The sequence below is a fragment of the Mycobacterium neglectum genome, from assembly GCF_002591975.1.
GTDB lineage: Bacteria > Actinomycetota > Actinomycetes > Mycobacteriales > Mycobacteriaceae > Mycobacterium > Mycobacterium neglectum.
In genome coordinates, this window is sequence record NZ_NVQE01000016.1 from 1 (window position 1) to 25,991 (window position 25,991).

General features: G+C 63.9%; 29 protein-coding genes and 1 tRNA gene. 11 read left to right on the top strand and 19 right to left on the bottom strand.

The window, feature by feature from the left end:
* From CSQ99_RS14335 to dcd, 3 genes are all read right to left on the bottom strand, one after another.
* A partial coding sequence (locus tag CSQ99_RS14335; RefSeq protein ID WP_141562671.1) for a DUF7159 family protein occupies positions 1–1,217 on the bottom strand: 1,217 nt, incomplete at its 3' end.
* 248 nt (positions 1,218–1,465) lie between these two features.
* Positions 1,466–2,785 carry an ammonium transporter gene (locus CSQ99_RS14340; protein ID WP_099039713.1) on the bottom strand — a complete coding sequence of 440 codons (1,320 nt, stop codon included), beginning with the start codon at positions 2,783–2,785 and terminating at the stop codon, positions 1,466–1,468.
* A 112-nt stretch (positions 2,786–2,897) separates the two neighbouring features.
* On the bottom strand, positions 2,898–3,470 hold the full coding sequence (gene dcd, locus CSQ99_RS14345; protein ID WP_099039714.1) for a dCTP deaminase: 573 nt from the start codon (positions 3,468–3,470) through the stop codon (positions 2,898–2,900).
* 57 nt (positions 3,471–3,527) lie between these two features.
* Here dcd and CSQ99_RS14350 point away from each other — a divergent pair.
* Positions 3,528–3,601: transfer RNA gene (locus CSQ99_RS14350), tRNA-Gly, on the top strand.
* Positions 3,602–3,678: 77 nt separating this feature from the next.
* On the opposite strand, the gene CSQ99_RS14355 is transcribed toward CSQ99_RS14350, so the two are convergent.
* The 12 genes from CSQ99_RS14355 to CSQ99_RS30695 form a co-directional block, all read right to left on the bottom strand.
* A complete protein-coding gene (locus tag CSQ99_RS14355; RefSeq protein ID WP_099039715.1) occupies positions 3,679–5,040 on the bottom strand; it encodes a tyrosine-type recombinase/integrase in 1,362 nt (453 codons plus the stop codon).
* Between the two features lie 88 nt (positions 5,041–5,128).
* Positions 5,129–5,443 (bottom strand): hypothetical protein, encoded by a 315-nt coding sequence (locus CSQ99_RS14360; RefSeq protein ID WP_141562672.1) that lies wholly within the window; start codon positions 5,441–5,443, stop codon positions 5,129–5,131.
* The gene (locus CSQ99_RS14365; protein ID WP_099039717.1) at positions 5,440–5,646 is read right to left on the bottom strand and encodes a hypothetical protein; all 207 of its coding nucleotides are present in this window, start codon (positions 5,644–5,646) and stop codon (positions 5,440–5,442) included. Before CSQ99_RS14365 ends, CSQ99_RS14360 begins: the two co-directional genes overlap by 4 nt.
* Complete coding sequence (locus tag CSQ99_RS14370) at positions 5,643–6,299, bottom strand: recombinase family protein (protein WP_099039718.1); 657 nt, start codon at positions 6,297–6,299, stop codon at positions 5,643–5,645. Before CSQ99_RS14370 ends, CSQ99_RS14365 begins: the two co-directional genes overlap by 4 nt.
* Positions 6,300–6,379: 80 nt before the next feature.
* On the bottom strand, positions 6,380–6,937 hold the full coding sequence (locus CSQ99_RS14375; RefSeq protein WP_099039719.1) for a hypothetical protein: 558 nt from the start codon (positions 6,935–6,937) through the stop codon (positions 6,380–6,382).
* Positions 6,938–7,220: 283 nt separating this feature from the next.
* Entirely contained in the window at positions 7,221–7,421 is a 201-nt protein-coding gene (locus tag CSQ99_RS14380; protein WP_099039720.1) for a hypothetical protein, read from the bottom strand.
* A 248-nt stretch (positions 7,422–7,669) separates the two neighbouring features.
* Positions 7,670–10,246 carry a bifunctional DNA primase/polymerase gene (locus CSQ99_RS14385; protein WP_483869963.1) on the bottom strand — a complete coding sequence of 859 codons (2,577 nt, stop codon included), beginning with the start codon at positions 10,244–10,246 and terminating at the stop codon, positions 7,670–7,672.
* An 80-nt stretch (positions 10,247–10,326) separates the two neighbouring features.
* Positions 10,327–10,599, bottom strand: a complete 273-nt coding sequence (locus CSQ99_RS14390; RefSeq protein WP_099039722.1) for a hypothetical protein — start codon at positions 10,597–10,599, stop codon at positions 10,327–10,329.
* 160 nt (positions 10,600–10,759) lie between these two features.
* Positions 10,760–11,050, bottom strand: a complete 291-nt coding sequence (locus CSQ99_RS14395; RefSeq protein ID WP_099039723.1) for a hypothetical protein — start codon at positions 11,048–11,050, stop codon at positions 10,760–10,762.
* The gene (locus CSQ99_RS14400; RefSeq protein ID WP_141562674.1) at positions 11,047–11,649 is read right to left on the bottom strand and encodes a hypothetical protein; all 603 of its coding nucleotides are present in this window, start codon (positions 11,647–11,649) and stop codon (positions 11,047–11,049) included. Before CSQ99_RS14400 ends, CSQ99_RS14395 begins: the two co-directional genes overlap by 4 nt.
* A gap of 222 nt (positions 11,650–11,871) precedes the next feature.
* The gene (locus CSQ99_RS14405) at positions 11,872–12,603 is read right to left on the bottom strand and encodes a hypothetical protein (RefSeq protein ID WP_099039725.1); all 732 of its coding nucleotides are present in this window, start codon (positions 12,601–12,603) and stop codon (positions 11,872–11,874) included.
* Positions 12,600–12,881 (bottom strand): hypothetical protein, encoded by a 282-nt coding sequence (locus CSQ99_RS30695; RefSeq protein WP_141562675.1) that lies wholly within the window; start codon positions 12,879–12,881, stop codon positions 12,600–12,602. The genes CSQ99_RS14405 and CSQ99_RS30695 overlap by 4 nt, the downstream gene beginning before the upstream one ends.
* 168 nt (positions 12,882–13,049) lie before the next feature.
* On the opposite strand from CSQ99_RS30695, the gene CSQ99_RS14410 reads away from it, so the two are divergent.
* From CSQ99_RS14410 to CSQ99_RS14430, 3 genes are all read left to right on the top strand, one after another.
* Positions 13,050–14,195 carry a hypothetical protein gene (locus tag CSQ99_RS14410; protein WP_099039726.1) on the top strand — a complete coding sequence of 382 codons (1,146 nt, stop codon included), beginning with the start codon at positions 13,050–13,052 and terminating at the stop codon, positions 14,193–14,195.
* 222 nt (positions 14,196–14,417) lie between these two features.
* The gene (locus tag CSQ99_RS30700) at positions 14,418–14,831 is read left to right on the top strand and encodes a hypothetical protein (protein WP_141562676.1); all 414 of its coding nucleotides are present in this window, start codon (positions 14,418–14,420) and stop codon (positions 14,829–14,831) included.
* 495 nt (positions 14,832–15,326) lie between these two features.
* Positions 15,327–15,890 carry an arsenate reductase/protein-tyrosine-phosphatase family protein gene (locus tag CSQ99_RS14430; RefSeq protein WP_099039730.1) on the top strand — a complete coding sequence of 188 codons (564 nt, stop codon included), beginning with the start codon at positions 15,327–15,329 and terminating at the stop codon, positions 15,888–15,890.
* 2 nt (positions 15,891–15,892) lie between these two features.
* Here the strand turns inward: CSQ99_RS14430 and CSQ99_RS14435 are convergent, their stop codons facing one another.
* Entirely contained in the window at positions 15,893–16,465 is a 573-nt protein-coding gene (locus tag CSQ99_RS14435; RefSeq protein ID WP_099039731.1) for a hypothetical protein, read from the bottom strand.
* 362 nt (positions 16,466–16,827) lie between these two features.
* Here CSQ99_RS14435 and CSQ99_RS14440 point away from each other — a divergent pair, with 362 nt between their 5' ends.
* The gene (locus tag CSQ99_RS14440; protein ID WP_099039732.1) at positions 16,828–17,256 is read left to right on the top strand and encodes a hypothetical protein; all 429 of its coding nucleotides are present in this window, start codon (positions 16,828–16,830) and stop codon (positions 17,254–17,256) included.
* A gap of 19 nt (positions 17,257–17,275) precedes the next feature.
* Here the strand turns inward: CSQ99_RS14440 and CSQ99_RS14445 are convergent, their stop codons facing one another.
* Positions 17,276–17,971: a DUF427 domain-containing protein gene (locus CSQ99_RS14445; protein WP_099039733.1), complete on the bottom strand. Its 696-nt coding sequence runs from the start codon at positions 17,969–17,971 to the stop codon at positions 17,276–17,278.
* A 226-nt stretch (positions 17,972–18,197) separates the two neighbouring features.
* On the opposite strand from CSQ99_RS14445, the gene CSQ99_RS14450 reads away from it, so the two are divergent.
* Both CSQ99_RS14450 and CSQ99_RS14455 read left to right on the top strand, forming a co-directional pair.
* Positions 18,198–18,518: a CD225/dispanin family protein gene (locus tag CSQ99_RS14450; RefSeq protein WP_099039734.1), complete on the top strand. Its 321-nt coding sequence runs from the start codon at positions 18,198–18,200 to the stop codon at positions 18,516–18,518.
* Positions 18,519–18,541: 23 nt separating this feature from the next.
* Entirely contained in the window at positions 18,542–18,946 is a 405-nt protein-coding gene (locus CSQ99_RS14455) for a DUF2752 domain-containing protein (protein ID WP_176561030.1), read from the top strand.
* Positions 18,947–18,963: 17 nt separating this feature from the next.
* On the opposite strand, the gene CSQ99_RS14460 is transcribed toward CSQ99_RS14455, so the two are convergent.
* The gene (locus CSQ99_RS14460) at positions 18,964–21,102 is read right to left on the bottom strand and encodes a serine/threonine-protein kinase (RefSeq protein ID WP_099039735.1); all 2,139 of its coding nucleotides are present in this window, start codon (positions 21,100–21,102) and stop codon (positions 18,964–18,966) included.
* A 106-nt stretch (positions 21,103–21,208) separates the two neighbouring features.
* Between CSQ99_RS14460 and CSQ99_RS14465 the strand changes: the two genes are divergently transcribed.
* Positions 21,209–21,982 carry an SDR family NAD(P)-dependent oxidoreductase gene (locus tag CSQ99_RS14465; RefSeq protein ID WP_099039736.1) on the top strand — a complete coding sequence of 258 codons (774 nt, stop codon included), beginning with the start codon at positions 21,209–21,211 and terminating at the stop codon, positions 21,980–21,982.
* Between the two features lie 21 nt (positions 21,983–22,003).
* Here the strand turns inward: CSQ99_RS14465 and CSQ99_RS14470 are convergent, their stop codons facing one another.
* Positions 22,004–22,666: a VldE C-terminal domain-containing protein gene (locus CSQ99_RS14470; RefSeq protein WP_245908910.1), complete on the bottom strand. Its 663-nt coding sequence runs from the start codon at positions 22,664–22,666 to the stop codon at positions 22,004–22,006.
* A 153-nt stretch (positions 22,667–22,819) separates the two neighbouring features.
* Between CSQ99_RS14470 and CSQ99_RS14475 the strand changes: the two genes are divergently transcribed.
* From CSQ99_RS14475 to CSQ99_RS14485, 3 genes are read left to right on the top strand one after another with little or no spacing between them, the layout of a single operon-like run.
* Positions 22,820–23,605, top strand: a complete 786-nt coding sequence (locus CSQ99_RS14475) for a FadR/GntR family transcriptional regulator (protein WP_099039822.1) — start codon at positions 22,820–22,822, stop codon at positions 23,603–23,605.
* 30 nt (positions 23,606–23,635) lie between these two features.
* Positions 23,636–25,219 (top strand): class I adenylate-forming enzyme family protein, encoded by a 1,584-nt coding sequence (locus tag CSQ99_RS14480; protein WP_099039738.1) that lies wholly within the window; start codon positions 23,636–23,638, stop codon positions 25,217–25,219.
* On the top strand, positions 25,216–25,989 hold the full coding sequence (locus tag CSQ99_RS14485; RefSeq protein WP_099039739.1) for a class II aldolase/adducin family protein: 774 nt from the start codon (positions 25,216–25,218) through the stop codon (positions 25,987–25,989). The genes CSQ99_RS14480 and CSQ99_RS14485 overlap by 4 nt, the downstream gene beginning before the upstream one ends.
* Positions 25,990–25,991 lie beyond the last annotated feature (2 nt).

Genomic DNA, 25,991 nt, shown 5'->3' on the forward strand with positions numbered 1-25,991 from the left:
CCCGGTGCCCATCGCCAAGGAGGTTCCGCAGGCACCGCCGCGGGAGCCGGGGCTGCCGGCGCGGGTGGTGGTGCCTCGACATACACGGTCCGCGGCGGTGCCTGCGGAACCTCCTGGGCGACGGGCACCGGGGGCTTGATGGTCTGCGCCGGCGGCGGAGGAGGCGCCTCGATCGGCTTCGCTTCAGGAGCGGGCGCTGGTGCCGGTGCGGCGGGTGCGACCGTCGTGGGGACGAGGGCGTTCTGACCGGGGCTGGGCCGCTGGTCGGCCGTCGGGCGAATACTCACTGCCAACGAAATGACCAGCGCCACAACGCCGACCACGAAGATGGACGTCAGCGCACTGCCGACGAGCAGGAACGGCTTGCGCTCCCCCTCGGCCACTTGCAGGTCGGTCTGTGGGTCGTAGTCATCAAGGGACGCACCATCGGCGCCGCCGGGCCTCATCTGTGTCTCGGCGTTGGCGAGGCCGGCGAGGACCGATCCTGCGGTGGTTCCGTCGGGATCTTGCGAGTAGGCCAGTCCGACGGTGGACGACTCCATCGCCGGGGCGCTGGCGGCAGCCAGAGCAGCACCGCGAGCGAGCGCGAGTTCAGGTTCGTCCGGCGCGCTGACCGGAAGGCTGACCAGATGCTGAAGGTGTTCCCTCACCGACGAGACATCGACACCCGAGCCGACGACGAACATGCCCTGCGGCGGAGCGTCCTGCGCATCGACGGCGGCGGCCATCTCCGTCAGCACACCCATCGCGTCTGCGCTGTGCAGACTGCTGCTGAGCACCTTCACGACCGAACCGTCGTCGGTCTGGACGACTGAGAGCGTGGCGGTGTCACGGTCAATGAACAACAGCGCGGTGGTGTCGTATCCGACCGCACGGCCGGCAGCCTGGGCCAACGCTGCAGCGGCGTGGCTGGCGGACACCAGCATCACGTCGTCCAAACCCTTCGCCGCGAGGGCGTCACGCAATGCCGCGCCCTGGGTGTGGTCACTCCAGGTGACACCGATCGCCTTGAGATGGTGGCCGCCCGTCGCGGCACTCTCCTGGGTCCCCAGCACTGCTTCAACCACCTGGTCGGCGGCCGCAGAGTTAGCTGACCCTTCGTTGGCGGCGACGTCGAACGAATCGTGGTCGACGGTTACCCCGTCGCCCTTCTCGCCCTCGACCAGCACCATGCGGACCGTCGTAGGTGTCGTCGATACACCCAATACGATGTCCACTTATTCCTCCAATAAGTTTGCTAATCCATCCGGTTCAGTGATGGGCCCCGCAATCCGCACGCGCCGACCACTAGTACTAAATCGACCTGATCTGCAGGTGCGTTACATGCCCCAAACGCATTTGCTGACGGCGATCGAGTCGTGGCCGGATCTATGGCAGCTCCGGCGCCCCGACGACGCCGGTACCTCGACCCTACTCGTGTCAACGGGCGACCGCGCCAGCCCGTTCAAAAGCTCGGAGGGAGATTTCAGTCCGGGATTCCGTCGGCAGTGTCTAGTCGCTGCTGCCCTGGGGTGCCGGGGCCGCCCGGAGCAGGTCGACGCCCGGGCTGGTGACCGTGCACGCCCTCGGCGTAGGCGGTCTCGGCATGCTGGGTGAAGTCGACGCCGGTCGTCTCGTCCTCTGGACTGACGCGGAAGCCGAGAACGCGATCGATGACCTTGGCCAGCGCGAACGAGACGGTGAATGCATAGAGACTGACCACGAGGGCGGCCAGCGCCTGCTTGCCCAGTTGGGCGAGACCACCGCCGTAGAACAGGCCCGCGGGACCGGCCGTCATCACCTCGGCCGCGAGGAAGCCGATCAACAGCACCCCGACCAGTCCGCCCACGTAGTGCACGCCGACCACGTCCAGTGAGTCGTCGTAGCCCCAACGGAACTTCAGCCCGACCGCGTAGGAGCAGATGACCCCCGCGGCCAGACCTACGACGATGGCGCCGAGGGTGTTGACCGTCCCGCACGACGGCGTGATTGCGACCAGGCCGGCGACCACACCCGACGCAGCACCGAACGTCGTCGGCTTACCGTCGCGGAACCGCTCGACGGTGATCCAGCCGAGCATGCCGAGGCAGCCGGCGACCAACGTATTGAGGAAGACCGCCGCTGCCATGCCGTTGGCGGCCAGTGCAGAGCCGGCGTTGAAGCCGAACCAGCCGAACCACAGCAGGCCCGCGCCGAGCAGAACGAAGGGCAGGTTGTGCGGGCGCATCGCATCCTTCTTGAACCCGATGCGCGGTCCGAGCACCAGTGCCAGCGCCAATGCCGATGCACCAGAGACGATTTCGACCACCAAGCCACCGGCGTAATCCAGCACTCCGAGATTCAACAGCCAGCCGTTCGGACCCCAAACCCAGTGCGCCACTACGGAATACACCGCGACGGTCCATAGTGGAACGAAGACCATCCATGCCGAGAACCGTGCACGGTCCGCGATCGCTCCGCTGATGAGTGCGGCGGTGACAATCGCGAAGGTGAGTTGGAATGTGGCGTAGAGGAGTTCGGGCACCGACCCGCGGACGGTCGTCGGATCGATGCCGAGCATGCCGAAGTGTGAGAAGTCTCCGATGAGTCCGCCGCCGGCGTCCTCGGAAAACGCGACGGTGTAACCCATCAACAGCCAGGCCACCGTGCACGCCGGGATCGAGATGAAACACATCATGATCATGTTGAGTACACCGGTGGTACGGACCATGCCGCCGTAGAAGATGGCAAGACCCGGAGTCATCAGCAGGACCATCGCGGTGGCGGCCAGCAGCCATGCGGTGGCGGCGGGATCGATCTCGGGCACGTCAGCTCCTTCGGCAAAGTTCCGACGAGCATTTCGGCCCCACGTTTCAGCCGCGCGGCAACCGTGTTTCCGACATGTTTCGTGTTTCGGCGCAGTTACCGAAACCTCACGCTCAGCTGGACTTGATGAAGTTCTGATACGAGCGCGACGGCGTCGGGCCGCGCTGCCCCTGGTATTTGGAGCCGGCCTGCGAGCTGCCGTACGGGTGCTCGGCGGGACTGGTCAGCCGCAACAGGCAGAGCTGGCCGATCTTCATGCCCGGCCACAGGGTGATCGGCAGGTTCGCGACGTTGGACAGCTCCAGCGTGATGTGGCCGGTGAACCCTGGGTCGATGAAGCCGGCCGTGGAGTGGGTCAACAGTCCGAGACGGCCGAGCGAGCTCTTACCTTCGAGGCGTCCCGCGAGGTCGTTGGGCAGGGAGCAGCGCTCCAGCGTCGAGCCGAGGACGAACTCACCGGGATGGAGGACGAACGGCTCGCCCTCCTTGGGCTCGACCAGTGTCGTCAGTTCGTCCTGGCGTGTCGACGGGTCGATGTGGGTGTAGCGCGTGTTGTTGAACACCCGGAACAGGGCGTCCAGGCGGACGTCGACGCTCGACGGTTGGACGAGGCTTTCCTCGTACGGGTCGATGCCCAGCCGACCGGCGGCGATTTCGGACCTGATGTCACGATCGGAGAGCAGCACGCGACGAGCGTAGCCGCTCGGGTGTTAGCCTTCGTGATCACTGGCGCAGCCAGACAAGCCGATGTAGTTCAATGGCAGAACATCAGCTTCCCAAGCTGAATACGCGGGTTCGATTCCCGTCATCGGCTCCAGGTAGAGAGCAATTTCTGCTCTAGCGGAGTGGCGCCGGTCCCCTATCCGTCCCTTGTGAAGGTCCGTTAGCCCCCGCCTAGCTCGGGAACGCGATGACATTGCCGCCGTAGCTCGGCGTCGGCCCGGTCGCCAACGCGCCCAGCGCGGCCATCTCGTCGGCGTAGTCGGCTTTCTTGTAGACGTGGGTGTAAATCTCCTCGGTCGTCGTCGCGCTCGCATGTCCCATCCACTCGGCTACCTGGCGGACGGGGATGCCGATGCTCCCGCACAACGAGGCGTACGAGTGGCGCAGGCTGTGGAAGCGGAACCCAGGCGGCAGCATCGACCCGCCCGCTAGCCGATTGGCTCGGAGCACAGCGGGGCGGTAGACCGTCTTGTAGAAGCTCTGGTGCCGTAGCGGCTTCGCCCAGTCGGGTTTCAACTGCGCTTCGGCCTCCGCGACCGAGAGCGCGGCGCGGGCTTCGGCGTGTCGGGCGGTGCGCGCCCGGTTGGCGGCCTTCCGCGCTTCCGGCGTCGTCTCCGCTTTCCGCGCACCCTTCGGCCCGGTTGGCTGCGTCGGCGGGGACTTGACCGTGAACGCCGGGAACAGCGGTGCATCCGGCTCCAATCGGCGCGGGTGCTTCTTCAGGTACTCGCGCAAGCGGTCGGTTGCCGGCTCCGTCAGTGGTACCTGCCGCTCGCTGGTGGCGGTTTTTGTTGGGCCGTACTGCTCTTCGCCCTTCGCAAACTTGACCGTCCGCGAAACATCCAACGTCGCGTGCTGATTCGGCGGTAGCTCTACGTCTGCGATCTGCAGCCCGCCGAGTTCCGCCGCCCGTAACCCGCTCCAGGCCGCAAGGTGCACCAACACGTTGTAGGGCCAAGGTGTAGCCGCCTCCAACGCGGCTACCTGGTCGGGGTTGAGGAACTGCGTCTTCGCAACAACTCCCACCTTCCCGCCGCTGGTCCCGCGTTCCGCAGGGAGCTTCACATGCTCGGCGGGGTTCTTGGCCAGCCGGCCATCTACTTCCGCCTGCTCCAACACCATTCGCACCGTGAAGAACGCGTGCCGGACGGTGGACGGCTTCTTGCCTGCGATGGTGAGCCGGTTGACCCAGTCCTGTATGTACTCGCGGGTGATCTTGTTCAGCGGGTAACCGCCGAACACAGCGTCAATGCCCAACGTTCTACCGTCGCCGCGACGGGTTGCGGCCGGGGCGAGCGCGGAGCGGTGGTTGACTAGGTTCTCCTTGTGCGAAGCCAGCCAAATTGCCGCTGCGTCGCGGAATAGCATCTTGCCCTTGCGGGGGTCGAAGTCATTGCCCGCCGCGATAGCCGCCTTGGCCTTGTCCTCGTAGGCTTCTGCGGCCTTCTTGGTCTGAAACGGGCTGTGGCTACGCTGCTTACCGTCTGGACCGTGCCAACGGGCAACCCAAACTCCGCGCTTCTTCTGCGCCATTATGTTGTCCTCCTTGGTGTTTCGGAATCGCGATCTCGCTGCGCGGCTAGCGTAAGCGCAACCGCGCCAACACCTTTCGTGTACACCTTCATGCGTCGTCCTCCACGTCCCGCCAACTGTGGCGGTTAATCACGGCGCTCATGTTGCTCTGGCTTACGCCGAAGATGTACGCAAGGTCGCCAACTCCAAACCGGCCCGCCGCGTGCATAGCCCGTGCCTCGCGCACGTCGTTGGCGTCCAGCTTCGCTCGCCGGTCGGGCTGTTGTGCGGGTGTGGGTTCCGGCCCGTCGGCGTGGTCGTCCGTGGGCTGCTGGGGCGGGGGCGCGCCGTTGCGCCGTGGGGCAGGCGGCACGACGTAGCGGTGCCCCTCCGGTGTGCGCTTCACGAGTGGTCGTGGGCTCATGCTTGCTCCACCTCGTCCGCGCGGTAGTAGGCCACGTGGTGCGGGTAGTGGTCCCGCTCGCCGCAGAAGCGCACGACGTAGACCGGGGTGCCGTCGTCGCCGGTGATGTCCCGCTCCACCGTGCCTACCTGGCCGGTGAAGTCCTCGTTGGGTAGCAGCACCCGCACGCGGGTACCGGGGCGGTAGTCGCTGGGCTGTGTCACGCGGCTGCCCCTTTCTTGTTGGCGCGCTTGAGAACGTCGCTGACGGTCGTGGGGTACCACTTCGCCCCGCCGCCAGGAGTCGGCACACCGCGCTCGGTGAGCCGCTGGGCGATCTTGTTGGGGCTCAGCCCGTCCCGTGTGCTCATGCGCACGATGCGCTTCGCCAAAGCCGGGTCTACCTGTGGTGGCCGGCCCAATCGCTTGCCCGCCTTACGCGCCTTAGCCAGACCCTCCCGCGTCCGCTCGCTGATCTTGCGGCGTTCCTCGGCGGCGACGGCGTTGCGAACGTCGGCGGTAAGCCGCTGGGCCGGGTCGCCGCTATCCGCGCCGTCGCAGTCCATGAGCCGCCACGCGTGGCGTTGGGCGCGCTCGAACAGGCTCGCGTGGTCGAGTTGGCTTCGTGTCGCCCGGTCGAGTGCACGAACAAGCAGCGCGTCGGCCACGCCCATCTCGATGGCCACTATGGCGACCTCCCTGCCGTACATTCGCGTCGAATCCCCGCCGCTTACAACATCGCTCGTCACCGTAAGCAGTTCGTATCCCCGTGCCTCGCAGAACTGGCGCAGCGAATCATGTTGCGCTCCAAGCCCATAGCCGTTCTTGCCTTGGTCCTTCGTGCTGACTCGTATGTAGCCGATCACCCTTAACGTCATCCGCCCTCCTATAGCCGTAACGGTCGAATCGCTCGATTCGGCTTTAAGGCTACGCCAGCAGCACACGCGCGTCTGCCCTCTCACCTGCGCTTACGCCGCATTTGGCTAACTCCTGCAGCTCGGTTCGCTGCGGCCGCGTCGGCGGCTGCAGCCTCTGCTGTGGTTAGCGCACGCGTAGGGCGTGCCGGTGCGGGTTCGGCCCACTCGGGCGGGGTAGAGCGGTCGGCACGCTCTCCGGTGGAGCTAGCGGGCCGCTCGTGTGCGTCCTCCACGACCTCGGCGTCCACGATGTCGTCGGACGCGGGCAGGGCGCGCTGAGGGGCCTGGGCCGGGGCGAACTCCCCGCGCTTCATGGCTTCGTGCTGTGCCTTCGTGATCTGCGCAACATCGCCGAGCAGTTCCTCCCACGGCTCCTGCTTGACCTCAACGGCTAGCTCGGTTTTCGCCGCCATCCCAGCGCGGTCGAGTGCGTCGCGGATCGCCCGCAGTGCAACGTTGTCGTCAACGCCTCCGTCTAGCGCGAAGCCAAGTAGCCGCTGAACCAGCGAGTCGGCGGCTTGCTGTAACCGCCGTTGCGCCTTGGCTTTTACTTGCGGAGCGTTCCCGCCGTGGTGGTAGCACACATTGCCACCGAGCATCGCCGGTCGTTTACACGGCTCGCCGGTGCGAGTGCTTCGCGCAGTACACCGCGTCCCGCCCGACTTGAAATCAGTGCTCACCTCTCGGGCGTCCCTCGATAGGTTACGAGTGCTATCGGTTTCATTCATAGGTCATCGTTCTCCATTCATCGTTCGCCGGGTCTCGTCCAGTCCTCGGGCCAAGGCGGGCGTCTTGGGTTTCGTCGCGGCCGCGTGGGATGGCCACGGCGAGTGCGCTTCTGGGGTCGCAACCAATACGGCGGCTCCATGACGGTGAATACGTTCATTGGGTCATCCGTAGCTCTTCCAGCTGGGTCACAATTTGGCCCAGCTTCTTGTCAATCCCGCCCAGAGCCGCGCAGATACCAATGAGCGCAAGTGTTCTCACAGTGTCGTTATTTTCGCCCATCGGGTCACGAAGCTCGCTAAGTGCCTCTTGTGCCAACTCATCGGACAAGCTTTGCTCATCCCACTTCGTCCTCATTTTCTCAATTCTCCTGTTTCTCTTCGTGGTTCGCGGTCGGTCACCGCGACGTCTGTGTAACCCGCCCTCGGGCTTCAGAGGGGTAAGAGGGGTACGAATTACCCCTCTGCCCCGCGAAACTCGCCGCCTCGCGCGTTTAACGCGAATGATCATTTGTGTGTGACCAGGGGTTTTAGATTTTCGGTTTTCACGCCCCCGCGCCGCAGAGGGGTACGCACGTACCCCTCTACCCCTCTGAACGTGTCCGCTCATCGGCCCGCCCTCAGCCACACGGTATGGCCGGGCCGACCGTTGTACTCGATGGGTTTCAACTCAACGTCGCCAACATCTACAAGTCGTGCAAGTGCCTCGTCGAAAATCTCTTTGTCAGGCCCAAATTGTCGTTTCAACTTTGCCTTGGCCTGGCCATTGTTGGCGCGCAACTTCTCTCGAATACGCTCCACAACGCGTGCAATCTTTTTGTCGCGCATCACGTCATCTTTGACAACCTCGCGCTCGGCATCTCGTCGCCCCATCGCCTGGGCGGTCTTGGTCGCGTTCGACTTCATCGCCTCTAACACGCTTGCGCGGGTTGTCCTCGATACCGCAAGAATCGTTCCGGCTAGGTCCCAGTCCTCTTCGGTGACTTTGTCGGTGCGCCCGTTCAGCCACATGAGCCCAGCCGCGATCTTCAACCGTGCGAGCATCGCGTGCGAGTCCAACGCGCCTGCTTCCGAGACCTCGCCGCGCCGTTTCGCTAAGTGCTCGCGCCGAATCGCGTCAACCACGCTCGGCGGCAGCCCCAGCACATGGAAGGCGGTCTTGTCGGCGGGTTCCTGGAGCTTGTATTGGACGACTGCAAAATTCAGCCGTGTTGACCCCTCGCTGTCACCCGCGTCATCCTCGTGCTGGCTCTCGGCGTCAACAGCCGTGGGGTCATCGGGCTGCGACTTGCTAGGCATCGGCCATGCGGGTAGGCGCAGCGGCTCTGGCTCCGCTGGCGGATCATCCGGTGCATCGGGGTCCGTCGTCGGCAGCCAGATGAACCGTTGCGGCGTCCCTCCGTCCGCATCCTGCAAGAGCGCGCCTCCGCGCCCCGGCTGTACGCCGACGATCATCGTCATGCGGTATCGGTGCGACATCATCACGACGGCCTTCTCCACGTCAGACCATCCGAACCCAAGCCGCTCACCCATCCACGCCTTGCGAAGCTCGGGCATCAAAGTCGAACCGCCGCGGGCGGTTAATGCAGCGAACGTGTCGATTTCGGGCACCGTAAAGATCGCGGTATCCCGCACGTTGATCTGCTCGGTTTTCTTCTTGTAGGCGTACTGCTTCAGCAGCCCTTCGCCGCTCCCCGGCGTCGCAACAAACGGATACAACTCAGTGATCAGGAAGTCTTCGGCCACCGCTTCGGACGCACCCTTACCAAAGCCAGACGGCGCCACAAGCGCGACAAACAAATTCAAGCTCGCCTCGGAACCCACTGTCGGCGGCAACACCACATGCGGGGGAATCGTTGCTATTGCCCGCGCCAAGACTGCGCCGAGCACAGACCACGGCCCCACCAGACGCGCTCGTGCGAACGTCCGTAGCCGCTCCAACTCGGGCCGCGCCGACCAGAATGCCTCTAGCTCAACATCGGCGGCCAACTCAGCTTCGGCTGCACGGTCCTCTAAGCGTTCTGCCCAACCGTCTACATCACACTTATTCGTGTCCACGGCGCACCGGTCGTCCGGTACGCCTAGCGGCTGGCCGTCCTCGTTCACATAGCGCGGCTGGATCTTGCTCAACGCGCCCAGCACGCTCCGGCCCATCTCGCCGCTGGCTTCCTCCGGTGCGCGCTTGTCTTTTGCACGCTCCCACCAGGTCTGCTCAACCTGCGCTAACGCCCAACTCAGCCCGGCGTGTCCTTCGGCGGCTAGGTTCAGCAACTCCCAATGCGTATCGGTCAGCCGGTCGTGGCTCGTGGGGCTGGCCTCAATCTCTGCGATGCGCCGCGCTACAGAACTTTTCATCATCTGGCACGGTTCGGCGTCGAACAGCGGGCGCGCCTTAATCCACTCAACCAATTCATCCGGCGGCAGATCGCTGACCGGGTCATCACTTCTCAGCAACCCGCCGCAGGTCAGGTGCGTAAACCAGGCCTCGGGCAGCACGGTGACGCGATCTATGGCGGGTAACCCGCCGTCGAATCGCTCCATGGCGTCTTGGCCAGCCTCGGCAAGCTTCGATGGTGCGCCCCAACACCACTCGTAAATGGCCGGCTGACCATTCATCACCGGCGCATCGGGGTTCGTGCTCGGGTACGTCGCCATGTAGCGGTGGCGCTCCTGGATGATTTCAATGGCGCTTGCCGCTTTCCCGATGAAGCCATAGCCCTTCGGCACGAGGTACACCGCGATGCAGCTACCGGTGTCGAGCCGTGCGCCGCTCAGGGCCGTGTCGGGCAACTCACCTAGGTCACATTCAAGGTCGTGCAACTCATCAGCGCCACGCTTCGGTGGGCCGTCGCCCTTGGCGTAGTTGTCGATGTCAATGCCAACTAGTTCCCAGCCATCAACGTTGTTCCCCGCGTATACAACCGGCAAGTTCGGTGGCCGATACTCACGCGGAACTTCGGCCAGGCGCAAGGCAATGTTGCCGCTCTTGTGCCCGTTGGCGAGCCAATCTGCAACCTGCTCGTCGGATGGGTATGGTTTGCCTCCGCCAGTGAAACCTGTTGGTGGCGGCGACTTCTCGTTTTGGGGCAAAGGCAGCGTGCCTAGCCAACCTAGTTCACGGTACTTCGCGGCTGCGCGCCCGAATGGGCCTAGCGGGCGGGCAACTTTCGCGGGTATACTCACTAGAGACTCTTTCTTGTTGAAGCAGGTTTGGGGTCCTGCCCCCGGCGCGCCCGCCAAAGTGTGTCGGGGGCAATCAACGTCTAGGGTTGGATTGCAGCAGACTCGCCGCTCACTTCGGCACCAGCGAATGTCACGAGCGATTCAAACCACTCGTCAATCAGCGCAGGCGTTGTGTAGCGCTTTTTGCCCACTTGGTAGAACTTCAATTGCCCACGGCGAAGCGCATTCTCGATTGCGCGCGGGGCTACATCAAAATCTGGGTACTGCGATTCGACGTAATCTTTGATTTCGTCGGTGTAGTCATTCCGGCAGCGGATGCCGCGCCGTCGATCGGCGTTGTGGTTGTGGTCCACGGATTCCTCCAGGGTCAGGGGTCTCCGGTGCTCACGGCACAACCTCCTTCATCGTAATCGCCTGTGGGCGGGTTAGTTCCGTCTTAGCGTACCCGTACCGCGCCGTGTTCGCCCGAACGTGTTTCATGTGTTCGGGCGAACACGGCTGCGCGGCTTAGGGTTACGCATTCATCGGCTGCACCTTGTGCTTTTTGAGGTACTGGCGCCAGGCCTTAGCCATTTTCTTCTCGCCGAACCCGTACGTCTCATACGTGCCCCACAAACCGCCGAACCATAGGAACGAATGAATGCGGCCGAATGTGTCGGCGTCGATGTTCTCGATGCCGTTGCGGATCGCAGCCTCGATGACGGGGGCCCACTCGGGGTTGGCCCGCCAGGCAGCGTCACGGTCGATGATCATGCCGCGCAGAGTGCACAGCTTGCTCGCATCGATCTGCCACTGCGCGCTCATGATTCGACCTTGAAGTCGTAGCCCAAGGTCCGCAGCGAAAGGACCAGGAGATTGACAAGTTCATCTGCACGGTCGTCGGACTCCCCGGCCTCGGTCAGCATCTTGTCGAGCCGCGCCTTGACGCGATCAACCCACTGGTTCACATCCGGTGACCCGTCCTTGCGGCGCTTGATCAGTTCCTCACGGATGATGCGCCGCCACGATCCGCCGCAACGTGTGCACGCGGCCTCAACTTCGGTTTGAGTCTTGAACTTGTCGGCAAGCTGCATCCGCCGGGTGATCTCCGACGCTTCCAACACGAAGGTGTCGGCGATGTCGGCCCGCATGCCGTTCGGCAGCTGCTTCTTATCACCGCGTTCCGCTACGAGCAGCTTCCCGAACTCCCAACGGTCCAGTATGTTTTCGGTCCCGCTCTTGATGATCTTGTCCTGAATGGGCCTAAGCTCCAACAAGATTCCCGAAATGTCGTTCGACATGATTCCTCCATAGGTTGGCGTTTTGCTTTGAAAGGCCAACGGAGGCAAAGACAAAATTAGCGCACAACCGAAGGCCTGCCCTTGCTTGTGAAGGACGAACCATCGATGTGCGCTCTTGGGCATCGGCTGCCGGGATGAGAGCTACCCGACTCGGTCGGGTTCCAGACCTCGCCATCGCTGCGGGTCTGAGCACCACCAGTTTACGTTGGTCCACGGCTACTTTGCAACGGTCTAGCAAATCGCACATGTGTTCGATAGAGAGGGTCAAGTTGTGCACGCGTCCACAACTTTCTACGGTTGCCAGGCCCCGGTCAACGCTCTTATCGGCCCGGTGCTCGGCATCGCCTACGGGCCAGGCGGGGTGCTCGGGCGGTGGCGCTTACGCCACCCCGGGTGAGCTCGGCGGAACGACTCAAGCAGCGCCTCCATGCATGACTCGCAGATGCTCAGGACGTAGATGTGTTGCCCTAGTGCAACGGGGACCAGCTGCTTGTTGCCAGCGAAAGGGTTCTCACAACCATCCGGCAAACGCATGTCGCAGGGCGCAAACGTGCAATCGCGCTTGGCGTCCTTCATGAAGGTGTCAAAGTCGTAATCAGCCCCGTAGTCGGGCATACCTACCTCGGGTGCATGACGTTCACGCGGGAGCACCCCGCCAGCGGTCCCGCCCCGCAAGACATACACCTTTTCTGGCTTGGCCACTACGGTCCCCAGGGGCACCGTCTGGTGGGCGGGGTTGTCGGGGTCGAAGGCCGGCCAGCCGTTGGCTTCGTCGTGCTTGTTGCGGTCGTCGTAGTAGTGCACGATGCCCTCACCGTGGCGGGAGTCGCGTGCCTGGGCCTCACGCAGTCGCGCTCGCGCCTGATAGACGCGGTCACGGAGTTCTGTTGGTAGCTCCCAGTTGATCCACTCCAGCCCGTTGGCCTCGTTGTACTGCTCAACTGCCGCCCGCGCTTCCCGTATCGCGCGCTCATGCTGCTCAGCCTCGGCGGTGATCGCCGCGTTCTCCAACGTTGGCTCAAGGTCGATGTACTTGCGGCGCAGCATTTCGGCGCGCTCTGGGTCGATGTCGGTCATGATTGCTCATACCACCTTGTGCTCGTCGTAGGCGTCGGCTGACGGTGTTGAGAGGTAAGCCAGGTCCACAGATCGTGCGTGCTGAAGTGCATCGCATGGCCGATCCACGTATGCGGGATGCTGTTCTTCTTCGCCTGGTTTTTGAAGAAATTCCAAGACATCGCTACACCCGCTGCCTCGACGATCCATTGGTGTGCTGCAACCTTGCCTTTGATCGTCGGCGAATGCGACAAAGCCAAACCGTCTGGCGGGTTCGGCGCGAACGTTGTCACTGCCACTTTACCGCCCTCCCTTCATAATTCGCGTCTACTTCGATCCTACCCGGTCCCGACGTTTTCGCCGCCCGGTAGCGCCCTCGCTAGCCACACATGCGGCTTTAGCTCAGCGCGACAACGCATCTCCGGCGTAGGGTCTCCGCTAAAGCACTAGAGCAGAGAGGCCGAAAGATGGCGAAGCAACTATTCCGCGTATGGGGCGGCGAAGGCAACAGGCACGGAACTGCCACGCGCGGAGACGTCTTGGTGAACCGTCTCAACGACGGGACGAGCCTTGAGGATGTCTGGCTGGAAATCAACGACGCACTTTCGTTGTACAACGCCCAGAAGTCTGCACTTGCAGGACTACTCGCCTTCAGAACCGCCAACGTAGCCGACGCCATCCCCCAGGGCCAGGAAGTGCCTCTCCTGGAGGAAGCTACGGAATTCGGTACCCCCGTTGGCATTTCAGATCCGTCTTACCTAACTCTTGGTTACGGCTGGAAAGATTTTGACATAGCCAGCCGTATGTCGTGGCGCTATTTGCGCGAGGCCGACAGCGAGCAGGTAACCAACCGGGTGGCCCGTATTATCGCTGGTGACAATCAGCTGGTCAATGGCTCGATCCTTCAGAGACTTCTCGATCCCACTGTGCGCGTGAATGATTGGGGTCACAACTGCTATGGGTTGTACAACGGCGATATGAAACCGCCGGATTACATTGGCAAAACCTTCGACTCGACGCACAAGCACTACCTCACGACTACGACGACAACGCTCGACAGCCTCCATGTCGAGGCCGGGATCAACCATGTGCGCGAGCACGGGTACGGGGTTCAGACCGGGCGGTTCGTGCTGTTGATGAATCCGGCAGACGTGCAGACCTCGCTGATTACGTCGTGGCGCGCGGGCAAGGAGTACCGCACTGGCGGCCCGTTGCCCAAGTACGACTTCATCGTCAGCAGCAACGCACCCGCCCGTATCACACACGAGCATGTGGAGGGCGCTGCACCGCCGCCCGACTATCTCGGCCAGCCGGTCCTGGGGTCGTATGGTTCAGCATTGCTGATCGAAAGCTACTTCGTGCCAGCGGGTTATGTGATCATTGCCGCTACGGGCGGCGCCAACGGCAGCGACAACGTGGTGGGGTTCCGCGAGCACAAGAATCCCGCCTATCGTGGACTTCGCGTGATCCCTGGCGTCGGGCCGTATCCCATCCAGGAACACTTTTACGCTCGCGGGTTCGGTACTGGTGTTCGACACCGGGGCGCAGCGGTCGCCATTCAAATCACCGGGTCGGCCAGCTACACCGCGCCTGTCATGACGGTTCACAGGTAACCACGATGGGCTTCAACGAAAAGTGGTACGGCGACAAAGAGCACGCTAAGGGTGCAGACGATTGTGGCGCAACAGAATTCGGTTTTGGTCCCGGCCCCGTGCCACCTGGCAAGGAACTCGCCCCGCCCAGTGAGGGTGGGCAGTACGTCGGGCGGTCACCAGATATGGTCGACCCACCCCGAGGCCGGTACCGGCGTAGCGGCGCGCCACGGGGTTATGCCGGTGATCAGATTGCCCATTGAGCCGACGCACGGCTGGCGTTGGTACAGGGTCGAGAACAACAGGCTGTACTCGCCGATTGTTGGCCGAATCCCACTGCCCCGCAACGGCGTTTTAGACCAGGTGTACTTTATCCCACGCGCCGAGCACATCTGGTCAACAGCCATGATGATTGCGCACCAGAAGTGGTACAGCTTCGCGCTCACCTTCGGCACTGTCCAAGGCCCATTTGAAGATGACCCCACGATGCCACGTACCGGCTCGCTGAAATCCACCCGCTACCAGGCACTTGCGATCCTGGCGTCGGCGGGTTCCATTGACCCTCAACACTACGACATGCCTGTCGTGGACGGCCTGCTGTCCGAGGACTTGCTGCTAGCGGTCGAACGAGAGCACGAGTTTGTCCATGGATCCTAGATATGGCTGGCGTTGTTACACGGTGGATGGCAATCGCTTGGTGTCGCCGTGGATTGGTCGAATACCGCTGCCGCGCAACGGTGTATTAGACGGCGTGTATTTCATGCCGCTTACAATCGACATCAAGCGGACGGCCAACTGGTGCAAGTGGGGCTCGTGGGTTGGCGGCGACTTCGCCACTACCTTCGCGTTGACCTTCGGTCGGGTGCACGGGCCATTCGAGCAAGACTACGGCTACGTTGAGCCGAGCATCACATCCATGAGATGCGCTCGGTACGAAGCGCTTGCCATTGTTTGCCCCGTCAGCCCAGAGAGATTTGTTGGCGCATATGCCCTTCCCGTCGTGCAGGGGCTCGACCTAACAACCTTGGCGGCGGTAGAGCGTGCATTCGGGCAACCCGCTGCTTCTCCGATGGCGCAGGTGCGCGAGGCCATTAAGTCCCAACAGCGGGCCACTATGACGGCTTGCGGCGTGCTGGCAGGCCGGGCACCGTAATGCCGCTACACATCACCTTCATCTGCTCGGGCAACATCTGCCGCTCGCCAATGGCCGAAATCATGTTCGCGCAACAGATCGCCGCACGCGGCCTAGCTGACGCGGTTCACATCAACAGCGCGGGCACCTTCGCCTGGCGCAAAAGTCGCGGCTTAGACCCACGAGCTACGCCGGTACTCCGTCAACACGGCTACCCCGCCCCAAGCCACCGAACTAGCCAACTCACCGCCGCACACCTGCGTGCTGACTTGCTGGTGTGTGCGGGCCGCAAGCACTTGGCGCATCTGGCCGACTACGGCGGGGTGCCCGGTGAGCGGTTGGCGCTGCTGCGAGCATTCGACCCAAAGTGGGCAGGACGGCCCGACGTACCGGACGTTGCCGACCCGTACTACAACGGTGAGTTCGCGGCCACCTTCGCCGCTATCGACGCGGCCCTGCCGGGGCTACACGAGTGGGTCGATCAACAACTAGCCCGCGCCGGGCGCGCGCATGTGGGAGCGGTGGAGCGAGGCCGTACGGCGGCACAGGCTATTTCGGCGGGGAGAAACGCGTCTGGCCGATAGATTCATCTGTTGGATCCGGCATGTTGACCGGGGGCAGCGCGTCCACGTCGTCGTAGGGCCAGGCGTTCAGCTCGGCCATTATTTGCGTTTTGAGCGTGGGTCCAGCCAGTACGGGTGATGACGTAGATGTTGTCAATTTGCGGCTCGTACTCGTACTCCCGAACAACCGCCATGACATGCGACTGTGTCCAGTCATTGTCGTCATGAACGATGTTCTTGTTCCGCAAGTTCAGCCAGTACTCGCAGGCTTCGAGTTGCTTCGCATCCGTATAGATGGTCTCGGTGACGAGACGGCTGCGGGCCTTGCTATTGCCAAAGCACTTAAAGGCCGCCACGAGCGCCGAGTGCCACAGAGCCTGGCGCGTGATACCGCCTTCGGCGCTGTAGCCGAGCCCGTCGAGTTCATCAAGACACTCCACGGCGAAGCCCAGATCAGTCAGATGCAGATTCAGGTGCGCGAGTTCCTTCCCGAGGTCGTCCGGCACCTGCACGATCTTCTTGATCACGCCCTCAGGCGATTGCTCCGTTAAGTGCACCCCGCCGTCACGGAGCTCAATGCTGTACGTGCTCTTCACGGAAGAGCATTCTCCCAGGGACCGCCGACAGGTCGGGGCGTGTCATGGTGCGTGTCCCCGTCCCTTAACGGTCCCTTGAGCGCAGCCGTACTCCGGGCGTACCGCACCCGTACCGGGGTAGTGCGCTAGCCGTACCGGAGCTGCAGCTAGCGTTGCAATTTGGGTTTGCTATGCGGCCCATCTACCAGCGGTTATCGCTCATGCGTTCGGGCGTGGAAATAGCTTCCCAAGCTGAATACGCGGGTTCGATTCCCGTCATCGGCTCCAGAGATTGCGATTCGGCGACATGATGGCCACAACCGGGAATCGCGAGCCCCGCCAGCGGCAATCGGGCCGACACGCCCTTTAAGTTGCGAATCACTATGACTAACGTTTTGCGGGTCTTGCGCACACTGGCCACTGCCGTCGCCGCGCCGGCAATCGCGGGCCTTGCACTCGCCGGCACGGCAACCGCCGACCCGCCGCTACTGAACGGCGTCTACGGCTCAACCGACGGCGACCCCTACAACGTCTGGACCTTCGCGACGAGTTGCGGCGCCGCCGGCTGTACCGGCACGGTCACCAGCAACCAGGGCTGGCAGACTCCCACCACGCTTTCCGGCGGTCGCTGGAACTTCACGGTCTCGAAGCCGGGCGGCCTCACCTGCGACGACGGGCACTACGAACCGGCCGTCGTGTCGATCTCGGTCGACCCGGCGACGCTGGGTGGCGTGTTGTCGTCAGATTCCAATTACGGCTGTGCGGGCGGAATTCTGACCCAGAGCCCATTCCAGCTGCAAAAGGTCGGCTGACCCGTTCTGGGACGATCACCTAGCTGAAATGGGTGCTCGGTCGCGCGAGTTGTACGCCGTCGACAGTGATGTCGAGTTTCTCGTTGTAGAACGCCACCATGTTCGCGATCGGCGCCACCGCAGGCAGCGGCGTCTCGTAGGTCCACGCGAGGTCGGCGACTGACGCGTCTCCAACGTGCACCGACCAGTAAGCCGAAGTGACGCCCTTGTAGGGGCACAGCGTCTGCGTGGTCGACGGCTCGAGATGTTCGAATGCCACGTCGGTGCGGTCGATGTAGTAGCGGGTGGGCAGTCCGGTCTCGAAAACCATTACCGGGCATTGGGTGTCGGCCACTTCGACACCATTCAGAGCAACCGTGACGTGGCGGTGGGACCGTAGCGCATCCACGCGCACGTACGGGTTCCGGGGATGGCCGTAAATCGGCTCGTCCTCTTCGAACCAGTCCAACGTGTCCCATCGGAACCGGACCAGCCCGGCGAAGTCGCCATCATTGAAGACCTTCGCCGCCGGAACATTGCGGAGTACATCGGCGCGGACATCCGAGACCGGTATGTAGTACTGGGGGTAATACGGCACCTCCCACACATAGCGTGCCGAGATCGTGTCGAACACCAACTCCGAATCCAGAAAGCCGCGCACCCGACGCGGACCCGGTTCGATGCGACCGCGTACCGCGGCCATCTGGGGATAATCAGGCGACTTCGGCGTGGTCATGCTTGCCAGACTAGGCGCGCAACGGCATTCAGCCGAAGGGCCGCGTAACCTATACCGTCCGGCTTCCCAATCCGACTCTTGCGTATGCAAAAACACCAGGTGAGCGCTACTTTTTTGCAATCATTTCGACAGCGTCAATTGATCTTGTTTTTCCCCTTTTTCTGGACATCTGTCCGGTACCGTTAGCACCGCTTTCCGTCCTAACGGCCTTAACAGGAAGACGACGATGACACAACCTCCGCCTGGCAATTACCCGCCTCCGCAACCGCAGGGCGCGCAGCCAAGCACACACCTTGTTTTCGCCATTCTGGTGACATTGTTCTGCTGTCTCCCGTTCGGCATCGTCTCGATCGTCAAGGCGAGCCAGGTGAACGGTCTCTGGGCGCAGGGCCAGTACGACGCAGCGCAGGCGTCGTCCGCCGCCGCGAAGAAGTGGGCGATGTGGGGCCTCATCGCCGGCATCGTCGTATTCGTGATCTACGGCATCCTGATCGCCGTCGGTGCGGTCAACATGGACTTCGATACGACGACAACGACCGACTACTGATCTCCACTCCGCTTCGGCACAACGTGCCTGTCCGCCTCGGCGGCCCACTGTTGGTGGGCGCCTTGGCGGCAGGTGCGTGTGCGGTTGTGTGGATCGGCGATCCGACCACACCGGGCGGCTTCCTACCGCTGTGCCCGACGAAAGCCCTTCTGGGCATTGACTGCCCGGGCTGCGGCACCCTTCGGATGATCTATTCGCTGCTGCACTTCGACTTCCTGTCAGCGGTGCGGTTCAACGCGCTCGCTGTCGTCGCGCTCGGATTCCTGATCGTCGCCTTTGTCGTATGGACGTACGGCAGCATCGTGGGTCGCAAGGTCTCCGGCTGGCAGCACCACCGCTGGGCCGCCACCGTGACAATGGTTCTCGTCACGCTGTGGTTCGTGGTTCGCAACCTGCCGTTCGCGCCGTTCACCGCATTGCACGTGTGACCGGCGGGATGAAATCGCTATCGATTACGGACGCAGTCGTACGTCAACGGGATATCGGGTCCGAGTTCCACGACCTCGAACGCCTCGGGTGTGATCGCGCGGAAGGTATCGGCGGCAATACCCAAATCCGCCCATTTGGCGTTGCTGGTTCGGTCGTCGGCGAAGGTGAGCGGCACCTGGCCGCCGTCGGCCAGCAGCATGCCGTGGGTCTGCAGAGCCTTGATCACCACCTTCTGCGAGTCCGTGTAGCCCGTCTGGTCGAAGTCGGCCTTCAGTCGGAACCGCACGCCATAGGGCGGCGCATTGGGGTCGAGGCTTTCGGGGCCACCGGCGTGGCTCGCCGGGTGCACGTACACCCCTGCCCTTATCCGGTCGTTGGGCAGGATGAACCGGATCGCGTGATCGATTGAGCCCGAGGCGACTTCGTCGGCAGTGGGTGTCATGGCGGAGATCGGGAACCCGCCTGCATCTGCGCTGGTGCACTGATCGCCGCGCAGGTTGTCCGGGTACTGCTTGTTCAGGTCCCAGACGAAGAAGGCCGCGGTCGCCAGGCCCTCGCCCTCCTTCGTCGACTGGTACGTCTCGTACAGCCGCTGACCTTCGCGGTCGACGACGAGCAGTTGGCAGTCGCCCTGGCCCTCGGTGTTTCCGGTGATATCGCACTGAAGATCCGGGGATCCGCCGATGTTGGCGTTCTCCGGGACCGGCATCTCGGCGGGCACCGGATCGCAGGCCGGGCCTCCGAAGCAGTAGTCCTCGGTGCCGGCGACCTGCATCCGCGGGGTGCTGCCGTCGGCGAAGAAGACGGCGTTCGAGAAGTCGATCTGGAGCCTGTTGTCGGTGCCCCACCCGCCCGCTGCGCTGAGTGCACCGATGATCGCGTCGCTGCGGTCGGACTTCGGAACACCGGAGACGTCGGAGTTCCACGGCTGCGGACCGTTGAACATCCCCCCGCCGGACGCAGTCGGCGCAGCAGGCGGCTGCCCCGTGGACGGCGACGGCGTGTCCGACGGCGACGACGACGCGGTGTTTGTCGATGGCGAGTCGGAGTCACCGGTGAACATGATCACGGCAGCGACGGCCACGATCACGACGAGTAGCGCCGCGGCCGAAGCCAGCAGAATGTTTCTCCGCCGCCCCGACGGCGGGGCCGAGGGCGCCGGCGGCGGACCCTGCCCGGCAGGCGTTCGGTACTGAGTCGCGGCGGCGAACGCCGCCGGGTCGGGTCGATGCAGACGCTCAGTCGGCTCCGGTGGCCGGGCCGCCATCGTCGGTCCGGGCTGGTTCAGCTGCCCGGTCGGCTGCGCCGTCCACGCCGGCGGCGCGGCCTCGGTGCGATCCTGCTGCGCGCCGACCGCTGCGCGGGCGGCGGTCGCGAGATCCTTGGTCGAGGCATAACGCTGGTCGGGTTCCTTGGCCATGCCGGTGGTGATCACCTGGTCCATCGCCTGGGGAATCTGCGGCCTGACCATCGACGGCTTCGGCGGAGGTTGGAGCATATGCGCGGTGGCGATCTGCTCGAGTGTCTTTGCCGGGAAAGGAGATTCACCAGTGAGCGCCTCATACAGCACACACGTGAGCGCATAGACATCGGCCCGCGCGTCGGCCGACCCGGTCGAGAACCGCTCGGGAGCCATGTAGGCCCAGGTACCCACAGCGGCTCCCGTGTCGGTGAGCCCCGCCTCGCCCGCGACCCGGGCTATACCGAAGTCGATCAGGTAGGCGAAGTCATCCTCGGTGACGAGGATGTTCGAGGGCTTGACGTCGCGGTGCACCAGTCCGATCCGGTGGGCAGCGAACAGTGCCAACGCGATCTGTTCGATGATCTTGATGGCACGTTGAGGGGGAAGCGGACCCGAGCGCAGGAGCGTGCCGAGATCCTCGCCCTCGATCAGCCTCATGTCCACGAACAGGCGGCCGTCGATCTCGCCGAAGTCGTGGATCGGCACCACGTGAGGATTGTTGAGCCCCGCGGCCGCTCGAGCCTCGCGACGGAAACGTTCCTGGAACGTCTGATCGTCGGCCAGATGAGCGGGCAGGACTTTCACCGCCACCACGCGGTCGGTCACCGTGTCATAGGCGCGCCAAACGTCGCCCATACCGCCCCGGCCCAGCAATTCGACCAACTTGTAGCGCCCGAACGGCGTCGCGTCCAACTCAACCTCCCGAAAGTGCAGCCTGCGCAACGATAAGCCGCCACCGCCCCCTTATGGGCGGAATGCAGGGGCCACACCGCACGGGCTCGGTAGGCCCTCGGGCAATATGTCTGTCGTGTCGGGACAGCTGGAGAACAAGGTCGTCATCGTCGCCGGACTCGGCGGCATCGGAAACGGCTTGGCGCGCCGCTATGCCGACGAGGGGGCCCGGCTCGTGGTCGGTGACCTCGACCCGGAGACGGTGTCGCACGTCGTCGCCGAGGTCGACCCCGAACGGATACGCGGGGCGGCGCTCGACGGCGCCGACGAGGAGTCGGTCATCTCGATCGTCAAGCTCGCGGTGGATACCTTCGGCCGGCTCGACGGCATGCACGTGAACTTCACCAACGCCGCGGACGCCTATCTGCCCGGCGGTGTTGTCGATCTTCCGCTGGAGGCGTTCGACGAGGTAATGCGGGTCAATACACGCGGTTTCGTGATCTGCGCCAAGCACGCGATACCACCGATGATCGAAAGTGGCGGCGGATCAATCGTTTTCACCGCATCGATCGACGCGTACAACGGTGCGGGCACCCGCGTGTCCTATGCGATGAGCAAGGCGGCCGAACTGGCGCTGATGCGTCACATCGCCCGCAAGTACGGCCCGAAGGGCATTCGCGCCAATGCCATTGCCCCGGGCCTGATCTGGCACTACAAGTTCGACGAGCAGTGGATGCCCGACGGCATCGTCGAGCAGACACGTGCCCGTCAGATGATCAAGTCGCGCTTCGGCAATCCGAACGATGTCGCCGCAGTGGGTGCGCTGCTGCTATCAGACGACGGCAGCTTCATCACCGCACAGACGATCAGTGTGGACGGCGGGGTGACGTTCCGCCCTTGACTGCCCGCGGCTTACCGGAACTCAGCGGAAGTAGTTCTCATCGCCGGAGGGGTATCCGCCGCCGGTTGTGGTGATGTGAACGTGGTCGTAATGGCCGTAGCCGCCGCCTCGTTGCGCCCCGTTGGGGGTGTAGTACACACCGCGCCAGATGGCGTCCTGCATCCCGAACCGGGACGCGTTGCGCAACACGTACGACACGATCTCGTCTCCGAGCGCGATGCCCTGCGCGGAACCGGCGTTGGGAATCATCACGTCGAGCGCCAGGCCGTTCGGATGCCACCTCAGCGAATCGGGCCGAACGCCACCGATGCTGCGAATCTCGGGGAAGGCCGCCGTGATGGCGCGGGACGCCAGGATCGTCTTGACCTGAAGGCCGCGCTCGGGAGCGAGTCCGATGGGCAGCGTGCGATCGACGGTGCGGTACCGCGATGCCGCGATGACGGTGTCGGGACCGGAGCTCAAGCTGACCTGACCGACGATCTGCGCCGGCAGCGGCGCGGTCGGCGCGGCGGCCACGATCTCGACGTTCCAGGGCGCGACCTCGTCGACCGGAGCGCTCTGGACCGGATGCTTCTGCGGTTGCATATCGGCGCCTACCGCGAAGAAGACGGCCGCCGGACCGAGCACTGAAGCCAGGACAACAGGCGACTTACGTCGCTTTTTGGCTAATGAGTGCCGACCCACGCAGAGCACCATAACCGTAATTGAGCGATAACACAGCAAGGGCCCCACCTGCAGCGATGTTTCCGCTGGTCACCGGCCTGAGATAAATTTGTTATCTGTCCGTTATCGGCGACCAACGGCCTGTTCGGCGATTGATACGTGGACAATCGATTCGTGGCAGAGCCGACGATTCAGTTTCGCCGCCTTGCCGAGCAGGTCGCCGACGAGCTCCGGCGACGCATTCTGCGAGGTGAGCTGGCCGACGGCAGCATCCTTCCCAAAGAGGATGAGCTCCTTCTCGAGTTCCCGGTCAGTAAGCCCTCGCTGCGCGAGGCGATGCGCATTCTCGAGGCTGAAGGGCTGCTGCGCGTCCGTCGCGGAAAGCTCGGCGGTGCCGTGGTGCGCAGGCCCAATGCCGCGAATGTCGCCTACACCGTCGGCCTGGTCCTGGGATCCCAGGAGGTGGGCCTCTCCGACGTCGGCAACGCGCTCCTCCAAGTCGAGCCGGCGTGCGCGGGCCTGTGCGCTCAGCGTGCCGATCGCGGCACGGCCGTGGTCCCGCTGCTGCGACAGGTGCATGCCGGCGCCGTCGCGGCCGTCGAGGACCTGCTGATGGTGACATCGGCCAGCAGGCGGTTCCATGAGTCACTCGTAGCGCTGTGCGGCAACCAGACCATGATCATCCTCGCCGGGGCGCTGGAGATGCTGTGGTCGGCGCACGAGACGAGCTGGTCGAGCCGGGTCGCGGACGGCAGCATCGTGCCCGTCGATGAACGCCTGGCAGTGCTGGAAGACCACCGGCAGGTGATCGATGCGATCGACGACGGTGATGCGCGCCGCGCGTACGACCTGGCCGCGGCGCATCTCATCGATGCGCAGCACTACCCGGGCTCATCGGGCGTCGTCGATCCCTCGATGCTGCGGAACTGGCCGAACACCCCGCCGGAAACCCACCGTTGACCGCGCTCCTCATTTTCATATGATTTGGTGATGAGCGTCGACGCAGCCGCCGTGACAAGCGCCGAAGCGGCGCAGTACCGGGCCGCGGGCTGGTGGTCGGACGTCACACTGTCCGACTGCGTGCGTGGCAACGCCGCCTCGTCACCGGACCGACCCGCCTACGTCGACTTCACACCCGACATCGCCGGACGCCAGTTCACCTGGGCCGAGTTCGACCGGGCCGCCACCAACCTGGCCTGCGATCTGCAGCGTCTCGGCGTCACACCTTCAGACCGCGTCGGTCTATGGCACAAGGACAGCGCGGCGATCCACATCGCGCTGGTCGCCATCGAGCGCTGCGGCGCTGCTGTCGTCGGTCTGGGATCCCGTGTCGGCGTCCGCGAGGCCGAGCAGATCCTGCGGACGACCCAGCCGACCCTCCTGGTTGCGGACACCCAACGACACCGGCTCGCTACAGAGGCCGCCGGTCCGTCGCTGCCCGTGGTCGCCCTTGGCGCCGAACTCGAGGTTGACACGCTTCCGCGAACGGATTCGAACTCGGACCTCTCACCTGCCGGTTCGGACGACGTCTTTCTGATCAACTCCACATCGGGCACCACGGGTATGCCCAAATGTGTCGTGCACACCCAGAACCGTTGGCACTACTTCCATCTCAAGGCGGTCGCCAACGGCGCGCTCACCGCGGACGACGTTTTCCTGCCGATCATCCCGACGCCCTACGGCTTCGGGATCTGGACGTCGCACACCACACCCATCCACCTGGGCGCGACCACGGTCCGCATCGAGCGCTTCGATCCCGCCGCGACGTGCGCGGCGATCGAACGCCACCGCGTAACGGTGTTGTGTTGTGTCAGTACGCAACTGGCGATGATCCTCGCCGATCCGGCCTCGCGGGACCACGACCTGAGTAGCCTGCGCGTCGTGTTCACCGGCGGTGAGCCACTGCCGTACACGCAGGCCGCACGCTTCGAGGAACTGACCGGCGTGACGATCCTGCAGTTCTACGGCTCCAACGAGACGGGCATGCTCAGCGCCACCACGCTTTCGGATTCGTTGGACCGCCGGTTGCGCACCGCCGGTCGAATCGTGCCGGAGATGGCTGTGCGGTTGTTCGACGGGGATCGCGACGTCACCGAGTCCGGGCGCGGGCAGCCGGCATGCCGAGGGCCTGCACTGTCTCTGGGTTATCTCGGCGGCACCGACCACGACCAGTTGTTCACCAAGGACGGCTGGATGCGGATGGGTGACATCTGTGAACTCGATGCCGACGGCTATCTCACGCTCACCGGCCGGACATCGGACTTCATCCTTCGCGGCGGCAAGAACATCAGCGCGGTCCAGGTCGAGGAAGCCGTGGCGACGCATCCCGCCGTCGCCGTGGCGGCCGCCGTCGCGATGCCCGACCCCGTCTTCGGCGAACGAGTCTGCGTCTACGCCGAGCTCAAGCAGGCCGATGCTCTTGACCTGCCGACACTCGTGGAGCACCTGTTGGCTGCCGGTGTCTCCAAGGAGTTGCTGCCGGAGCGACTAGAAGTTCTCGATGAGCTACCACGCTCGTCCGGCGGCAAGGTCGCCAAAGGTCAACTTCGCGAACGGATTCGGGAGGGATCATGACCACAGAGGAAGTTCGACGGGGCGGCCTTGACGTCTGGTCGCCGTCGAAGACACCGCCGATCGGTGCCGACCTTCGCGACGAACAACTGATGGCCGTCGCATTCCGGCACCTCGCCGATATCGGCTTCGCGGAGAACATGGCCGGGCACATCACGTGGCAGCCGGACGGACAAAGCGACATGTTCGTCAATCCGTGGGGCCTGTGGTGGCAGGAGTTGACGGCCTCCGACATCTGCGTGGTCGACGAGGACGCCCGCGTGGTCCGCGGCCGCTGGGACGTGACACCCGCAATCCACCTGCACACCGAACTGCACCGGATCCGGCCCGACGCCCGCGTCGTGATCCACAACCATCCCTACTACGTCACCCTTATCGCAGCACTGGGCATCCTGCCCGAACTCGTGCATCAGACCGGATCGCTGTTCCTCGACGACATGTATCTCGTCGAGGACTACGACGGTGAGATCGATGCCCCTTGGCGAGCAAGCGAACTCGCACAGCAGATTGGATCGGCCAACCTCATCGTCCTCGCGAACCACGGTGTCATCGCCGCCGGGCGCAACCTCGCCGAGGCGGTCTACCGGGCGGTGTCCATCGAACGCGTCTGCCGACTGGCCTACGACGTGATGCTCACCGGGCGGGCACCGTCCAAGATGAACCGCGGCGACATGGTCGGCATGCAGGAGTCGCTGATCGAACGCGCCGCCGACGTCTACTGGGCGGGCGCCGCCCGCATGACCATCAAGGCCGACCCCGACGTTTTGAACTGATA

What these genes read in the sequence shown, in the direction of transcription:
- CSQ99_RS14355 (WP_099039715.1), bottom strand. Translation starts at nt 5,040, where the DNA reads ATGGCGCAGAAGAAGCGCGGAGTTTGGGTTGCCCGTTGGCACGGTCCA.
- CSQ99_RS14360 (WP_141562672.1), bottom strand. Translation starts at nt 5,443, where the DNA reads ATGAGCCCACGACCACTCGTGAAGCGCACACCGGAGGGGCACCGCTAC.
- CSQ99_RS14370 (WP_099039718.1), bottom strand. Translation starts at nt 6,299, where the DNA reads ATGACGTTAAGGGTGATCGGCTACATACGAGTCAGCACGAAGGACCAA.
- CSQ99_RS14375 (WP_099039719.1), bottom strand. Translation starts at nt 6,937, where the DNA reads ATGCTCGGTGGCAATGTGTGCTACCACCACGGCGGGAACGCTCCGCAA.
- CSQ99_RS14380 (WP_099039720.1), bottom strand. Translation starts at nt 7,421, where the DNA reads ATGAGGACGAAGTGGGATGAGCAAAGCTTGTCCGATGAGTTGGCACAA.
- CSQ99_RS14395 (WP_099039723.1), bottom strand. Translation starts at nt 11,050, where the DNA reads ATGAGCGCGCAGTGGCAGATCGATGCGAGCAAGCTGTGCACTCTGCGC.
- CSQ99_RS14400 (WP_141562674.1), bottom strand. Translation starts at nt 11,649, where the DNA reads ATGCCCAAGAGCGCACATCGATGGTTCGTCCTTCACAAGCAAGGGCAG.
- CSQ99_RS14405 (WP_099039725.1), bottom strand. Translation starts at nt 12,603, where the DNA reads ATGACCGACATCGACCCAGAGCGCGCCGAAATGCTGCGCCGCAAGTAC.
- CSQ99_RS14410 (WP_099039726.1), top strand. Translation starts at nt 13,050, where the DNA reads ATGGCGAAGCAACTATTCCGCGTATGGGGCGGCGAAGGCAACAGGCAC.
- CSQ99_RS14430 (WP_099039730.1), top strand. Translation starts at nt 15,327, where the DNA reads ATGCCGCTACACATCACCTTCATCTGCTCGGGCAACATCTGCCGCTCG.
- CSQ99_RS14440 (WP_099039732.1), top strand. Translation starts at nt 16,828, where the DNA reads ATGACTAACGTTTTGCGGGTCTTGCGCACACTGGCCACTGCCGTCGCC.
- CSQ99_RS14445 (WP_099039733.1), bottom strand. Translation starts at nt 17,971, where the DNA reads ATGACCACGCCGAAGTCGCCTGATTATCCCCAGATGGCCGCGGTACGC.
- CSQ99_RS14450 (WP_099039734.1), top strand. Translation starts at nt 18,198, where the DNA reads ATGACACAACCTCCGCCTGGCAATTACCCGCCTCCGCAACCGCAGGGC.
- CSQ99_RS14465 (WP_099039736.1), top strand. Translation starts at nt 21,209, where the DNA reads ATGTCTGTCGTGTCGGGACAGCTGGAGAACAAGGTCGTCATCGTCGCC.
- CSQ99_RS14480 (WP_099039738.1), top strand. Translation starts at nt 23,636, where the DNA reads ATGAGCGTCGACGCAGCCGCCGTGACAAGCGCCGAAGCGGCGCAGTAC.
- CSQ99_RS14485 (WP_099039739.1), top strand. Translation starts at nt 25,216, where the DNA reads ATGACCACAGAGGAAGTTCGACGGGGCGGCCTTGACGTCTGGTCGCCG.